This window comes from Microbacterium sp. B19, assembly GCF_000333395.1.
Lineage (GTDB): Bacteria > Actinomycetota > Actinomycetes > Actinomycetales > Microbacteriaceae > Microbacterium.
The window spans coordinates 1-14,238 of the sequence record NZ_BADA01000558.1; the positions used below are offsets into that span (position 1 = coordinate 1).

Here is a 14,238-nt window from a genome sequence, read left to right on the forward strand (position 1 = left end):
CCGGTCGGTGAGGTGTTGCGGTCGCTGCGGTCGGGGCCGCAGTCGGTGTACCTGCACCAGTTCGACTCTGCGGACCCGACGTACACCCCCTCGCCGAACTCGGGATCCGTCCGGCCGGTGCGTTCGATCGTCACCGAGCGGACGGTGTTTTCGGCGCTCCCGGCGCGGAGGTGCAGGCCCTCCTGGCCGACGTCGGAGATCGTCATGCCGCTCAGAGTCGAGTGGGTCGTGGCATCCAGGACGACGCCCTTCTGACCACCGCGCACCTCGAGGTCGCGGATGTCCCAGTAGGCCGCGCCCTCGAGATGCAACGTGTACCCGTCCGCGACGTCACCGCCGTCCAGCACCGTGCCGGCCGCGCCGCACAGGATGATCGGCGCCTCCGCGGTCGCGGCCACGGCCGCGCGAAATCTCCCCCGGTACACCGTCGCGGAGAGCTGCAGCGCGGTCCCCGGGACCGCCGCGTCCAGAGCGGCCTGCAGCGATTCCGCCCCCTCCCCCACGGGGACGGCGCCAGGCACGCACGGGACGACCGTCGCGGCGGGCGGCGCGGCCGGTTCGGGAGCGCACCCGGCGAGCGCGGCCACAGCGGCAGCCAGCGCGAGCACGGCGACGACGATGCGGTTCATCGCGTCGAGTATCCCAGGCGACGACCGTAGGGTTGTCGCATGGCGCGCGCCCTCGTCCTCGCCGGCGTCACGGGGATCGTCCTGGCCCTGACCGCCTGCACCCCGGCGAAGTCGACATCGCCCGGCGGGGCTGTCGCCTTCCCGGTCGGTGCCCGCCTCGACTATCAGCTCGGCGAGCCGTATCCCCCGGCTGACGGTGTGGGCCTCGTCGTTCGCGACCGGACCGCCGATCCGGCCGACGGCGTGTACTCGGTCTGCTACGTCAACGCCTTCCAGACGCAGCCCGGTGAGAGCGCGGACTGGCCGGAGGGGACCCTGTTCGAACGCGACGGTCAACCGGTCATCGACCCCGACTGGCCCGACGAACGTCTCGTCGACACGTCCACCGCGGAGAAGCGGAATCGCGTCGTGGCGCACGTCGCTCCATGGATACGCGGGTGCGCGGCATCCGGGTTCCGTGCGGTCGAGTTCGACAACCTCGACACGTTCACACGCACCGACGGCGCGCTCACGCTCCAGCACAATGCCGCGGTCGCGGCGGCGCTCGTGACGGTGGCGCACGAGGCGGGTCTCGCCGCCGGTCAGAAGAACGCGGCGGAGTTCGCGCGCGAGCTGCGGGATGCCGCGGGCTTCGACTTCGCCGTCGCCGAGGAGTGCGCGGCGTTCGACGATTGCGGCACCTACACGGCCGTCTACGGGGCGCGGGTGATCGATATCGAGTACAGCGACCAGCTGCCCCGCTCGTTCGCGGATATGTGCGCCGACGAGGCCACGCCCGTGGCCACGGTGCTCCGTGACCGCCGACTTTCGGCCCCCGGCTCGGCCGAGTACGTCTTCGCGACCTGTGCCGAGCCGGAGAACCCGCCGCACCCGCGAGAGCGACCTCGAGGCTCCGGAGCCACCGACCCCGGAGCCTCGCCGCTCAGGCCTCGCTCATGAGGTCGCGGAAGAACCCGTCCACGTGGGCACGCAGGGACTCGATACGACGATCGCGCGCCGCCGCGGCATCGTGGCCGAGGTACGCCGGCGGATCGAGCCGCCGGACGTTCGCAGAGCATTCGAACCCGGCGCACAGGAGGGTGCCGACGGAGTTGCCGGATTTGCCCGCGCGCCCCGTCCGTCGAGCAGAGAAGAACACGACGTCGTTGGGCAGCGTGACGTCGGAGCACCACGAGCACTGCGGCCGTGAGCGGGTGGGCTGTTCCGCCTGCCGCAGCTGGAGTCCGACGGGGACGGAATCGATCTCGGCGACGACGAAGCCGAGGAACGGCGACTTGGGGTCGCGCCAGCCGAGGTAGTCGAGGCGGTCCCAGTCGCGGTCCGCGAGGTCAGGCGGCACGACGATCGCCTTGCTCTCGCGCAGCGAGACGTTGACGAAACTGGTTCGGAGGGTGGATTCGGTGAGGGCGATCATGAGGGTCCCATCGATGGACCGGAACGATCCGGTCGGAGGGCACCCGCGCCGATGCGCGGGCGAACGGAGGATCCCGCGCCGACGGACGTCGCGCGGGTGTGCGTGGGCGCGCGACCGAAGGGTCGCGCGACGTCGCCGCTCAGGCGGCGAGAACCACGGGTCCGTTCGCGCCTCTGCCGTCGGCGCTGCGCGCACCGACGACCTCCTCACGCCCGAAGGGCATCGTGGAGTGGAAAGAGGACATGCATCGAGCGTACGCCGCTCAGGAGCGGAAGGGCGTCGATCCGAGCACGCGCTCGACCGCGATCTCGAGAACGACGCGCTCGGGGTTCACGCGGGGCTGGCGGTACCGAGCGGCGTACAGGTCGACGGCATGCGCGACCGCCGCCGGCTCGTCCGTGACGCGCGCCGGGCCCTCGAAGCTGATCCAGCGCGCGCCGTCGACGGAGCAGAGGGACGCGCGGCCGGACCGCTCGGCATTGACGAACTTCTGGGTGCCGCGCGACCCGATGACCCGCGCCACGCCGTCCTCGTACGTGAACCCCACGGGAACCGCGTGCACGCGTCCGGAACGTCCGACGGTCGAGAGCGTGGCCAGGTGGTATTCGGCGAGGAAAGCAAGGGCGTCGTCGGTCAGCACGGTTCCAGCGTCCCACGACCGGCGACGTGCGAGACCGTCCGGGCGCCGGAGTCCCATCGACGGATGCCGACCACCCGGGCGGCGACCGGCTTCCCGGGTGCGGCCGCCAGCGCCTCGCCCACGCGGTCGACCGGAAGCCGCCGCGCCAGGGTCACGTGCGGTGTCCACTCCCCCGGCACCGTGTGCGGAACGTCGTCGCCCGGACCGGCGAGCGCGTGGACGGCCGCGTGGAGGTCCAGGAGATCCGCGCGGGGGACGACGGAACGCGCCAGCACACGGGTGCGACCGGTGCCGAACAACAGGGGCGCGCCGAGGGTGAGGTCGAGCGGCAGGCGATCCTCGAGCGACCCCGCCGGGAGATCCCCCAGGGAGGTGCGGACGAGGAGAGTGATGTGAGGCCGGTTGCTCGCGCCGATGTGCTGCGCCTGGCTCGGCAGACCCGCTTCGTCGAGCAGCGTCCACTCGCGTCGGATCTCGGCATCCGCGGCCGCGTCGAGCACCAGCTCCAGGCTGACGACCGAGGTCATCGGCGCGTCAGCGCGTCGACCACCACGCCGCGGCCACCAGCAGGGGCTGGAAGAACAGGCGGGTGAAGCGGCGACCGTCGGTGTCCAGGCCGAAGGCGGAGCGCTTCTTGCGCCACTGGTCCACGTTTCCCGGGAAGATCGCCACGTAGAAGGCGGCCAGGGCCGCGCCGACGCGCCGTCGTTCCTTCGGGAGCGCCACGAGCGCGACACCGAAGGCGATCTCGACGACGCCGGATGCCACGACCACCGCGTCGCGGTCGAGCGGGCCGTACTCGACGACGGCATCCGGTACCTGCGCCTGGAAATCGCGGCGGGCGAACGTCAGGTGCGCCACACCGGCGAAGGTCATTGCCAGGGCCAGACCCCAACGGACGAGCGTTCTCATGCCGTCAGGCTAGAGCGCCGGAGCGCCGCAGGACCCGGGCTTGACGAACCACCACGGGAGACCGTTGGCCCGAGGCAACGGCCGCTACGCGAACCGCCCGCGAAGCGCAACCCCCGGACGCGACGCGCACGGCGCGATTGACTGAGGAAACGTCGACGGAGGAGGTGCCCATGACGCTCACCGACAGCCCGCGCGCTGCCCTCGGCGAAGCCGATCTGGACGCGCTCCTCATCCGCGCGGCCACCGGCGATTGTGACGCGTTCGTGGACTTCTACGACGCCACGTCCCCGCGCGTGTATGCGGTGCTGCTCACCCTGACACGGGATGCCGACCGGGCCGCGACTCTTCTCGAGGGCATCTACGTCGAGGCGTGGGAGCGCATGCGCGGTCGATCTGCTCCGCCGTGTCCGGGCATGCAGTGGATGTCCCTCATCGCCCATCGCCACGCGGCGGGTCGGTTCTGACGTGCGGCGCTCCGGCCGCGAGCCGCGCCTCCCGGATTCAGGCGCGACGCGCAGTCGCTTCCGCGCCCGCCGAAACGTCCACGTCGATCGTGAGACCGCTCGACGAGTTCGCCGAGTTGGCGTAGGTCTGGAGCAGCCCCGAATCGAGCATCTCCGGCTCGACGGAGCCGAACACGAACCGCAGCGGGATCGACGGCTGGATCCAGATCGTACTGCGGCCGCCCTCCTCACCGTCGGGGTGGCGCCACGACATGGTGAAGCTCTCTCCGCGGCGGAGCTTGGTCGCGATCACGACCTTCACGTGGGCGAGCACGCGATCCGGGATCCGGATCGGGCGCTCGGAAGAGCCGTAGAACAGTAGGCCCATGAGCGTCTCCTTCCGGAGGTTTCGGCAATCGATATTTTACTAGGTTGCCTAACTATCACAAAGTGAATTCCGGTGATATATCGGTGGGCCGCCAAGTTTCTTTCGCCCCACAGGGATCGTCGGCAGATGTATCGCACCACTGGAATCTCGTTTGCCTAACTAGACTGTCGCATCGGGCGGCCGGACCCTTACAGGAGAGCCATGACGATCGTGACCGAAGACGACCCCTCTACGGTCGCCGCCCGCGCCGTCGAACGACTGCGGCTGGCCGAGGCCCGGCTGGCACGGCGGCGACAGACCGACTGCGGCCCCAGCGAGAACGCACGGGCGGCGATGCGCCTGATCCTCGAACGCACGGACGAGGGCGGCACCGTGACGCCGACGGAGATCGCACAGGCTCTGGCGGTCTCGACGGCATCGGTGACCGGCATGCTGGACCGCCTGGCCGCCGGCGGCCTGATCGGCTTCGTCGCCAATCCCGCAGACCGCCGGAGCAAGTTCGTCGTGCCCTTCGACCGGAGCACGGATGCCGACGCGATCGACCCGGTCACGGCGCGCATCCGCGAGTTCGCGCTGGATCTTCCCGATGGCGCCGCCACTCAGCTGGCCGACTTCCTCGACCGCGTGCGCGAGGTCGTCGACGCGGAGTGCCGCTGAGCCGCCTCACGCCGTGGCCTGCTCCACGGCGTCGGGATCCGGCTCCGCCACGACCGTGAGTCCGTTCGGCGAACTCGCCTCATGCATGAGTTCGTCGACCCATCGACGGTTCACGTGCGGCGGCCTGCTGCCGTAGAAGTGGAACACGAGGGGGATCGACGGGTGGATCCAGAGGCTTCGGGTCCCGCTGCCGTCGCCGACCGGGAAGTGGAACATGAAGGGCTCGCCGCGACGCAGCTTGTTCATGAACACCAGTCGCAGGTGAGCGAGCGTCCGGTCCTCGATGTCGAACGACTGACCGAGCGCGTTGTAAACCAGTTTTCCCACGGATAAAGGGTATCCGCTCGGCGCAGTTAACCACCGTCGACGCAGGTTCACTTTTCGGATTCCGTCCAGAATCTACACGGAGAGGCGACAGGCGGCCACCCGATCCTTCCTCCCCGCGGCCTCGACTAGAGTCCCTGGAGTGGGGAGAGCGCACCGCCCGGGCCGCTGGCGTCGGATTCCGCGGCCGGTCCTGGTGGGCGGGGCCGTCGTGGTCGTCGTCGCGCTCCTGGCCGGAATCGCCGTGGTGGGCTCGCTCGTGACGAATCTCTTCCAGACCCTGTCGGCGCGGCCGCCCGCCGTGGACACACGCATCGTCACCCCGGACGAGTCGAAGGCCGCCAAGGCTGCGGCACAGGAGCAGCCGGGCTCCCCCGAGGCGGACGCTGCGACGTGGCTGGCCGCACAGCCGACCACCTATTGGCTCACGCCGGAGATCGATCCTGTCGGCGAGGTGTGGGACCGCGTCGCCCACCTCGCATCCGAGGCCCGCGCCCAGGATGCCACGATGTCGATCGCCGTCTACGGGCTGCCGGACCGCGACTGCGGGAACCACTCGGCGGGCGGGCTGGATCCCGACGCGTACCGCGAGTGGACGGCCCGGATCGGAGACGCGCTGCGCAACGCCTCGGACGTGCGAAAGATCGTCGTGCTCGAGCCCGACAGCATCGCCCTGGCGCCGTCCTGCGGCTCACTGCAGGACCGCGCCGGCTACCTCCGCACCGCGGTCGAGAACATCCGCGGAGTCGACACCTGGATCTACCTCGACGGCGGCCATTCCGCCTGGCATCCTGCGAACCAGATGGCGGACCTGCTGCGCTCCACGGGCCTCCTCGGCGATGTCCGCGGCGTTGCGCTCAATGTCTCGAACTACCAGGACACCGCGAACGAGTTCGCCTACGCCCATCAGCTGTCCGACCTCCTCGGTGGGACCCACGCGGTCGTCGACACGTCCCGCAACGGCGCCGGGCCCGCCGGATCGCAGTGGTGCAACCCCGCGGACCGCCTCGTCGGGGCACCCAGCGGCGCCTACGGCGACGACGTGGTGGACACGACGCTGTGGATCAAGCCGCCGGGCGAGAGCGACGGCGAGTGCAACGGGGGTCCCCCCGCCGGAACCTGGTGGCCGGATGCCGCGGTCGAGTTGACGCGCGAGAGCCGCTGATAGCGACCGGGTCGGGGCGCGCGTAAACCTTTAAGGCGCCGAAATATGTAAAGATGGCGCTCGGTCGCAGTGAGACCGCCGCACCTCGGGGGAGAGTGCGGGCACGCGAACGTGCGAAGCCGGAAGAGTGGTGGGATGAGCGACAGCACAGAGCTGCTGAAGACGGCCGTGATCGTCGAGGACGACCCGGATATCCGGCATCTCCTCGTCGAGGTGCTCGAATCGGCCGGTTTCTCCACCGTGTCCGTGGGCAACGGCATCGACGGCGTGCGCGCGGTGATCGCCTACCAGCCCCTCATCACGACTCTCGACGTGAACATGCCCGGCATCGACGGCTTCGAGGCCGCTCGCCGCATCCGCCAGCAGAGCGACACCTACATCATCATGCTCACCGGCCTCGAAGAAGAGGCGGACGTCGTGCTGGGACTCGGCGCCGGCGCGGACGAATACGTCGTGAAGCCGTTCCGCCCCCGCGAGCTGCGCGCGCGCATCGAAGCGCTCCTGCGCCGCCCGCGCGCGGGCGCGCCGGCCGTGACGGCGCCCCGCCAGGACTCCGTCGGCCCTTCCTTCCCCAACTCCCGGCCCACTGCGGAATCCGTCCCGCAGGCGGCGCCCGCCGCCCCGCAGTACGAGCAGGCTCCCGTTCCCACAGCCCCCGCGCCCAGCACTCCGGTGGTCGTTCCGTCGTCTCAGGGGCCTGCGCCCTGGACCACCGCCCCGGGCAATGACCTCGCTCCCCGCCCCGGAGCGGAGATCGTTCCGCAGGCACACGGGGATCTGACCCCGACGGGTGGGACGTGGGTCGTGCACCGCGACCTGCGGCTGGACCCCGACAGCCGCGTCGTGCTGGTCGACGGGTACGAGCTCGAGCTGACCCGCACGGAGTTCGACCTGCTCGCGACTCTCATGGAGTCGAAGCGACGTGTGCGGAGCAAGGCCGACCTCACGCTGGTGCTGCGCGGCGAGTCCTACGTCACCAGCTACTTCGTGGGTGAGGCCGACAAGCGCGCGATCGAGGCCCACATGACGAACCTCCGCCGCAAGCTCGGCGACAACCCCGCCAACCCGCGCTACATCGAGACCGTGCGCGGCGTCGGCTACCGACTGACGTCGGAGACGATGGCCGCCCCCTGATCGGCGGCGCCCCGTCGCGAAACGACCCGGACATCACGGATGCCTCGACCCTCCCCAGGGCCGAGGCATCCGTTTCTTCTGATGCGTTCGGGTCGCGATCAGACCTTGTATCCGTGGTGACGACGGACGAGCTTGGAGAACATGAGGAGCGTCTGGAGGACGGTGACGACGCCGACGATGGGCCAACCGATCCAGAGGATCGAGGACTGGACGACCGGTCCGACCAGCACCCAGATGACGGCGAGGGCGATGGCGACCGCGATGAGGACGACCATCGGCGCCCAGTGACCGAGACCGCCACCGCGTTCGGCCTTCGCCTGCATCGCCCAGTTGTCGACCTTCTTCCGTGAGAGGAAGCGGGTCCACGAGCGCACGAAGTGGCTGATGCGGATCCACATGAAGATCTCGGCGGGGAAGAACAGCACCGCGAACAGCACGTCGGTGCGGTTCACCGCGGCCATCGTGCGCGCGATGCGCAGGTTGAGCAGCATGGCCACGACCGGCGGGATCAGCCACAGCGGCGAGAAGACGAACGCGTGGATCGACAGCGAACCGGCCAGCAGCGTGAGGAACGCCACGCGGACGAAGAGGTTGGTCAGCATGCCGAAGTTCTCGAACCACCGCAGGCGCAGGTTCGGGTGGAACGGCTGCCCCTTGGTGTCACCGCGCTGGCCGGGCCACATGAGCTCGATCGCACCGTAGGTCCACTTGACCTGCTGCGCGTCGTAGCCCGAGAGGGTGGTCATGCCCCCGACGTTGGCGCGGGCGTAGGGGCTGATCTTCGTGAGATAGCCGGCGCTCTTGATCTGCAGCGACAGCAGCGAGTCCTCCACCTCGGAGTCCTTGACCCACGGAGTCACCTGGTGGTTCTGCTTCATCGCTTCGCGCAGGGCGTTCGTGGAGAAGATCGAGAACTGGCCGCCGAGCACGGCCATGTTGCGCCCGCGGAGCAGGTTCTGCAGGTTGAACGCGGCGAACTGCGTGCGCTGGCCGGCCGTGAGGAAGCGGGCGATCATGCCCTTGATCGGCTTGTCGTCGATCGTGTAGATGGCGGAGATGCCACCGATACGGGAGTCCGAGACGGCCTCGGTCTCGAGGTACTCCACGGCCTTGCTGTCGGCGATGGTGTCGCCGTCGACGCCCAGCAGGTAGTCGTAGCCCTCGACGAGCGAGTAGCCGTAGTTCAGGGCGCCGACCTTCTTGTCGGGGTTCTTGCCGATGTCGTGCACGAAGACCTCGGTGAACTGCTCGCCGAGTTCGGTCGTGATCTCGTGGGGGCCGCTGTACTCGGAGGCGATCTTGACCGTGGCATCCGAAGTGTTGTTGACGACGACATGGATGACATCGGGGAGCGCGTCTGCCCAGGAGCGCCTCGATCACCTGGGCGATCGACTCCTCCTCGTTGTACGCGGGGATGATGCACCCGATCGTCGAGCGGTGCACCGTCGCGTGCTCGAGCACCGATGCGAAGTCGTCGGGGAACGCGTGCTCCTCGACGACCGGACCGGCCGCTGCCCCCGCGGGGTAGGTGAGCGCCCGGCTCTGGGGAGCGAAGCTTCGCGCATCGGTCATGGCGGTGTCTTCCTGTCGGTGGGGCGGCGGTTCAGCCGGGTCCCACTCTGGTAGGTTCACCGCAAGGCCACCGCCGCACATGACCACCGTCCCCGCAAGGTTTCCTCAAGATTCCCCCGGGGCCCGGCGCAGGGAGAGTTCCGACGATGGTCGTTCTCGACCTCCTCGCCGCGATCGCTGCAGCATCGGTGGCGGGTGCCGCACTTTTCCTGGCGCACGGCCGCCACGGCGACGACCGCGGCGGTCCCCGCGCCGAGCTCGTCCGGTACATGGGCGTCGCCGCGCTGGCCGCCCTCGCGTGCTCGCTCGCCAACGTGATCGAGGCGTCGGGAGGGGGCACCTTCTCCGCGGCCGTCGGCAACGCGACGAACGTCGTCACCGTCGGTCTCGCGTGGGCGGGAGCGCGACGCCTCAATTCCCGCCGCGCCATCGGCGCCGTGACCACCGGGGCCGCCGGCATCCTGATGCTCGCCGTGACCTTCGTCGTGCCGCTCGACGATGCCACGCTGATCAAGACCGCCGGTCTTGCGATCTTCGCGGCCCTCGCCGCCGCGGAATTCGCACGACGGCCGCTCAGCGAACTGTCCGGGGCGAGCGTCCTGATGCTCACCCTGAGCATCTTCGGCGCCTACAACCTCTACCGCGTGGTGCTGGGAGTGACCGCCGGCATGTCATCGACGCTGTGGGAGCACACCGCGTCGACGCAGATCACGACCATCCTCAGTGCGTTGGCCATCGTGGCCATGGGATACGGCTCCGTGCGGCTGGGGCGCGAGCTGGACGACGACCCGGCGCCGGGGACGCGCGCGCACGACCGCCGGAACCTCCGCCGGACCGCGGGCGACATGCTCCGCGAGCACGGGAGCATGAACGTCCTCATCGTCCGCATCCCCGAGATCGACCTCATTCGGGCGGCGCACCGGAGCGAGCGCGCCGACGAGATGATCACGGTCCTCGTCGACGCGGCCCACGAAGCCCTCCCCGACGCCTTCGCGGGCGTGCCGGCGCGGGACACGGTCTTCGTCCTCCGGGACGCCTCGATCCCGCGCACGGAGGCCGAGTCTGAGGTGCGCCGGGCATTCGCGGGCCACATGCCGCTGATCGACTACACCGACGTCCCGGACCTCGTGTTCGAGCACCACACCCTCTCGGACGTGCACGACGTGTCGCTGCTCATGGAGAGCCGCCGGTTGCGCCCGGGCACGGGCGCGGTCCCCCACGGCTGAGTCCCGGCGCCCTCGCGGTCACTTGCTCGTCTGACCCCACCCGGGCGCGCGGCCGTTGCTCGTCGTCGAGGCGGCGGGCTGACTCGCCGCCGCGGAGCCGTCCGACGCGAAGATGGCGATCGGCAGGTACTGGTACACCGTCTGCTGGGTGAAGGAAGTGTCCGAGTTCGCCGTGCCCTCGACGGAGATGTTCAGCGCGAACTCCAGCGTGATGCCGTAGGTGTCGTTGGGCAGCTGACGGATCGAGGTCGAGGGCACGAGGAGCCCGCCCTGGAAGCTGTTGAGCAGCAGGCCGCGGTCCGAGCGCAGTGTGTCCGAAGGGACGAGGGTGCGCGGGTCGGCGCTGAACTGGAACGGGCTCGACACCTGTCCGCTGGACTGCGCCGTCTGCGACGTGATGGAGACCGACGAGATGTAGACACGGCGCTTCTGCGCGAGGACCGCCTTCTCGTCGACGCGGTTGTCGTGCACGTTGAGCGCGAAACCGAACTGCTTCTCGTTCGACGTCGTCCATTCCATCGTGCGCTTCGGATCGTCGGCCCACACGTCGAGGCGCAGTTCGAGACCGTCGGCCACTTCCGTCGAGAGAGAGACCGAACCGTCGTACGTGAAGCGCGAGTCGAACGGCATGGCCGTGGACGTCGCCTGCGGGGCGGGAGTCGCCACGACCACCGATTGGCCGCCTCCGGAGGTCTGGGCCTGGAAGGCGTTGAAGGCGTCGACGACCTGAGTGCACCCGGTGAGAGTGATCGGTCCGCCGAGGGCGACGACAGCGGCGAGCGCGAGGGCGCGCACGGTACGGCGGTGAGAGGAGCTGCTCACGGGTCTCTCCAGAGTTCTGAGGGCGCGGGCGCGCAGAGGTCGATGAACGACCATCACGCTGCGGGATGCAGGCCTCAGGGGGAGTCTGACCGGACGACGCGACGGGTGGGACGCGAAAGGGCGAGCAGAGACAGGATGGCGCGCAGAAGACTACACCATCGTCTATACACTCGATCACATGGCAGCCGTGAGGAGCGTCCCGTCGGCGACATCACCCGTCGCCGCGGACGGCGACGACACCGGCGGACCGAGCAGCCGCACTCGCTCCGTCTGGTTGCTGCAGCTCGTCCTCGGCGCGAGCGTCGTGATCACCGTGCTCCTCGTCCAGGCGCTCGAGCCCTCCCTCTTCGCCGTGTGGACGTTCTCCACCGGAGTGGGCGTCGTGATCGCCCTCACCGCCGTCGCGATCATGGTTCCCTGGCATCGACTGCCCCGGAACGCGGTGGCGCTCATTCCGTTCGGCGACATCGTCGGGATCGGACTGCTGAGCTTCGGCACCGACCTCCGGTTCGGATTCTTCTGGGTGTTCCCAATCACCTGGATCGCCACCCATTTCGTCCTCAGCATGATGATCTCGGCCCTGGCGACCGTCGGCGTGATCATCGTCGCGGATGCCTCGGCGAACGGCACCGGACCGGTGACGGCGCTTCGCCTGATCGTCGTGCTGCTGTCGTTGACGTTCATAGCCATCACGGCATATTTGTCCTCGCGCCAGACGCGCGCGTTCAAACAGCTGCTTCGACGCCAGGCCAATCGACTTCAGGGGACGCTGCAGCGGGTGACCGGGCAAGAGCGTCGCGTGTCGCAGATGCTCAACGGTCTCGACACCGGAATCGCCCGCCTCTCGGCCGACGGTGAGGTCCTCGCCCTCAACGACACGTACGTCAATCTCTACGGAATCGAGCGCGACGAACCCTCACGTCCGGGCGGGGCGGTCGAATATGCGACGCTCCGAGGCGAGCCGTTGGCCGAAGCCGACCGTCCCTTCGCGCGCGCGGCGCGCGGCGAGCAGTTCGAGGACGAACGCGTGTGGCTCTTCGACGCACAGGGCGACTGGCACGCGCTCTCCGCGTCGACACGGCGCCTCGTGTCGTCCGACGAGCCCGAGAGCACGCTGCTGATCGTTCACGACATCACCGCGCTGATCGAGGCCGAGCGGGCTCGCGAGCGACTGGCCGCGACCGTGTCCCACGAACTGCGCAACCCGCTCACCGCGATCATCGGGCACGCCGACCTGGCGTTGGACGCGCCGGACCTCACGCCCAAGGTGCGCGAACAGCTGGAAGTCATCGCGGGTGCCGGCGAGCGCATGCAGACCCTGATCTCCGAGATCCTCGCCAACTCGCGGGGCGTCTTCCGCGAGGAGAAGACGGCGACGACGACGGATGCGAGCCGCATCATCGCCTCGTCTCTCGAATCGTTCCGTCCGGCCGCGGCCGCCCGCCGCGTGAGCGTGAGCGACGACCTCCCCGCCTCGGCGGAGGTGGTCGGGGACGGATTCCGACTCCGGCAGGCGTTCGACAACATCCTCAGCAACGCCATCAAGTACACGCCGGGCGGCGGAAGCGTCCACATCACGGGGACGGTGTTCGACGACCACGTCGAACTGTCGTTCGCGGACAGCGGGATCGGCATCCATCCCGAGGACCTGCCGCGGATCTTCGACCCGTACTTCCGTGCCCGCGCCGCCCGCGAGAGCGCGACGCCCGGCACCGGGCTCGGGATGGGCATCGTGCGCAGCATCATCGAGGAGCAGGGCGGCTCCCTCGAACTCGAGAGCGAGGTCGGCACCGGGACCACGGTCACCGTTCGACTGCCCTCGCGGGTGGGGGCCGCCGAAGGATGACACCGCAGGAGACACTCGCCAACCTGGGGCTGGCACAGGCCACCGTGGCCACGCTCGCCACCGTCATGGTGATCGGTCTGGGGTTCCTCCACCGTCCGTCGAGGGCTGCCCTCCTGTGGTCTCTCGCGTTCGTGCTCGCGATGACGAGCACGTGGATCTCGGTTGCGGGTTCGGTCATGGACGACGAGGCGGTCCGACGGGCCGGCCTCGGACTCATGCTCGGCGCTCCGGCGCTCATCTGGTCGGGATTCCGCGCCCGTCGGAACGTGCCCGCGCTGCCCTGGATCGCCGCACTGCAGTCGGCGGCGACGGCGCTCGCGTTCGTCCTGGCCGTCCAGCCTCAGGTGTATGGGATGACGTTCCGCGTCGCGTTCCTGGGGGCGGCCGTGTTCGCAGGGCTCACCGTCGTCGAGGTGCGCCATGCCGCCGACCGGTTTGAACGACTCGCGCTGCCGCTGACCGTGGTCTCGAGCGGGTTCGTCGCCCTGGGAGTCGCGATCGTCGTGGCCGGTCTCGCGCTCCCGTCGAACGCGCAGGACCTGCAGCTCCCCCGGATCCTCAACGGTCTCGCCATGCTGATCTACCTCGTGTGCGCGACGGTGAGCATCCTGTACTTCACCTCGGTGTCTCCCGTCGGGACGCGTGCCGCGAATTCGTGGCCGCAGTTCTCCGTCACGTCCGCGGATCGCCTCGCTCGAGCCCGCCGCTTGCAGGAGACCTCGTGGGCCGTGCTCGCCATCCACCTCGACGACCCGGACCAGATCCGCAGCACGATCGGGGAGAACAACTGGAACCGGGTGGTCGCGGCCTTCGAGACCGTGGTCGCCTTCTCCCTCCCGGCCGAGGCCGACCTCGGGCGTCCGTCACGCGGGCGCATGGTCGCCGTGGTGTGCCGTCCCGGTCCCGTGCTCCGCGAACACGTGCGCACGCTTCTCCGTCGAGTGACCGAGATGGATGCCGAGGAGTGGACCGAGGTCCAGCTGTCGGCGAGCGTCGGATGGGTTCCGGCGGAGTCGGCGGACTACGACCTCGCGGAGCTGGTGCGCCGGGCCGATGCCGCCGCACT

The 14,238-nt window shown here is 69.5% G+C and carries 16 protein-coding genes and 1 pseudogene; 8 read left to right on the plus strand and 9 right to left on the minus strand.

Annotated elements, in window-relative coordinates; all coding sequences use genetic code 11:
- Positions 1-629 (minus strand): annotated as a pseudogene (locus I5G_RS23675) (hypothetical protein); the annotation flags it as partial.
- A gap of 39 nt (positions 630-668) precedes the next feature.
- On the opposite strand from I5G_RS23675, the gene I5G_RS23680 reads away from it, so the two are divergent.
- The gene (locus I5G_RS23680; protein WP_022880489.1) at positions 669-1,568 is read left to right on the plus strand and encodes an endo alpha-1,4 polygalactosaminidase; all 900 of its coding nucleotides are present in this window, start codon (positions 669-671) and stop codon (positions 1,566-1,568) included.
- On the opposite strand, the gene I5G_RS19080 is transcribed toward I5G_RS23680, so the two are convergent.
- The 4 genes from I5G_RS19080 to I5G_RS19100 all read right to left on the minus strand — a co-directional run bounded on the left by I5G_RS19080 (position 1,552) and on the right by I5G_RS19100 (position 3,595).
- On the minus strand, positions 1,552-2,043 hold the full coding sequence (locus tag I5G_RS19080; RefSeq protein WP_022880490.1) for an FBP domain-containing protein: 492 nt from the start codon (positions 2,041-2,043) through the stop codon (positions 1,552-1,554). The genes I5G_RS23680 and I5G_RS19080 overlap by 17 nt on opposite strands.
- A gap of 262 nt (positions 2,044-2,305) precedes the next feature.
- Positions 2,306-2,683, minus strand: a complete 378-nt coding sequence (locus I5G_RS19090; protein WP_022880491.1) for a PPOX class F420-dependent oxidoreductase — start codon at positions 2,681-2,683, stop codon at positions 2,306-2,308.
- Positions 2,677-3,210, minus strand: a complete 534-nt coding sequence (locus I5G_RS19095) for a 2'-5' RNA ligase family protein (RefSeq protein WP_022880492.1) — start codon at positions 3,208-3,210, stop codon at positions 2,677-2,679. Before I5G_RS19095 ends, I5G_RS19090 begins: the two co-directional genes overlap by 7 nt.
- Before the next feature lie 7 nt (positions 3,211-3,217).
- The gene (locus I5G_RS19100) at positions 3,218-3,595 is read right to left on the minus strand and encodes a membrane protein (protein ID WP_022880493.1); all 378 of its coding nucleotides are present in this window, start codon (positions 3,593-3,595) and stop codon (positions 3,218-3,220) included.
- A gap of 170 nt (positions 3,596-3,765) precedes the next feature.
- On the opposite strand from I5G_RS19100, the gene I5G_RS23685 reads away from it, so the two are divergent.
- Entirely contained in the window at positions 3,766-4,059 is a 294-nt protein-coding gene (locus I5G_RS23685) for a hypothetical protein (protein WP_022880494.1), read from the plus strand.
- 37 nt (positions 4,060-4,096) lie between these two features.
- Here I5G_RS23685 and I5G_RS23690 read toward each other — a convergent pair whose 3' ends face one another.
- Positions 4,097-4,426 carry a hypothetical protein gene (locus tag I5G_RS23690; RefSeq protein WP_022880495.1) on the minus strand — a complete coding sequence of 110 codons (330 nt, stop codon included), beginning with the start codon at positions 4,424-4,426 and terminating at the stop codon, positions 4,097-4,099.
- Positions 4,427-4,627: 201 nt separating this feature from the next.
- Between I5G_RS23690 and I5G_RS24225 the strand changes: the two genes are divergently transcribed.
- Positions 4,628-5,083, plus strand: coding sequence for a MarR family winged helix-turn-helix transcriptional regulator (locus tag I5G_RS24225; RefSeq protein WP_022880496.1), 456 nt, complete (start codon positions 4,628-4,630; stop codon positions 5,081-5,083).
- Between the two features lie 6 nt (positions 5,084-5,089).
- Here the strand turns inward: I5G_RS24225 and I5G_RS19120 are convergent, their stop codons facing one another.
- A complete protein-coding gene (locus I5G_RS19120) occupies positions 5,090-5,410 on the minus strand; it encodes a hypothetical protein (protein WP_022880497.1) in 321 nt (106 codons plus the stop codon).
- A 139-nt stretch (positions 5,411-5,549) separates the two neighbouring features.
- Between I5G_RS19120 and I5G_RS19125 the strand changes: the two genes are divergently transcribed.
- Together I5G_RS19125 and I5G_RS19130 are read left to right on the plus strand one after the other, a co-directional pair.
- The gene (locus I5G_RS19125) at positions 5,550-6,572 is read left to right on the plus strand and encodes a glycoside hydrolase family 6 protein (RefSeq protein WP_026096105.1); all 1,023 of its coding nucleotides are present in this window, start codon (positions 5,550-5,552) and stop codon (positions 6,570-6,572) included.
- Between the two features lie 135 nt (positions 6,573-6,707).
- On the plus strand, positions 6,708-7,706 hold the full coding sequence (locus tag I5G_RS19130; RefSeq protein WP_022880499.1) for a response regulator transcription factor: 999 nt from the start codon (positions 6,708-6,710) through the stop codon (positions 7,704-7,706).
- 98 nt (positions 7,707-7,804) lie between these two features.
- Here I5G_RS19130 and I5G_RS23700 read toward each other — a convergent pair whose 3' ends face one another.
- Complete coding sequence (locus I5G_RS23700) at positions 7,805-8,935, minus strand: glycosyltransferase (RefSeq protein WP_306305798.1); 1,131 nt, start codon at positions 8,933-8,935, stop codon at positions 7,805-7,807.
- Positions 8,936-9,424: 489 nt separating this feature from the next.
- On the opposite strand from I5G_RS23700, the gene I5G_RS19140 reads away from it, so the two are divergent.
- Complete coding sequence (locus tag I5G_RS19140) at positions 9,425-10,504, plus strand: hypothetical protein (RefSeq protein ID WP_022880500.1); 1,080 nt, start codon at positions 9,425-9,427, stop codon at positions 10,502-10,504.
- Positions 10,505-10,522: 18 nt separating this feature from the next.
- On the opposite strand, the gene I5G_RS19145 is transcribed toward I5G_RS19140, so the two are convergent.
- Positions 10,523-11,326 carry a hypothetical protein gene (locus I5G_RS19145; protein WP_051038906.1) on the minus strand — a complete coding sequence of 268 codons (804 nt, stop codon included), beginning with the start codon at positions 11,324-11,326 and terminating at the stop codon, positions 10,523-10,525.
- Positions 11,327-11,504: 178 nt separating this feature from the next.
- Here I5G_RS19145 and I5G_RS23705 point away from each other — a divergent pair, with 178 nt between their 5' ends.
- Entirely contained in the window at positions 11,505-13,172 is a 1,668-nt protein-coding gene (locus I5G_RS23705; RefSeq protein WP_022880502.1) for a cell wall metabolism sensor histidine kinase WalK, read from the plus strand.
- Positions 13,169-14,238, plus strand: a 1,070-nt coding sequence (locus tag I5G_RS19155) for a diguanylate cyclase (protein WP_022880503.1), incomplete at its 3' end; no start/stop codon positions are given. The genes I5G_RS23705 and I5G_RS19155, both read left to right, overlap by 4 nt.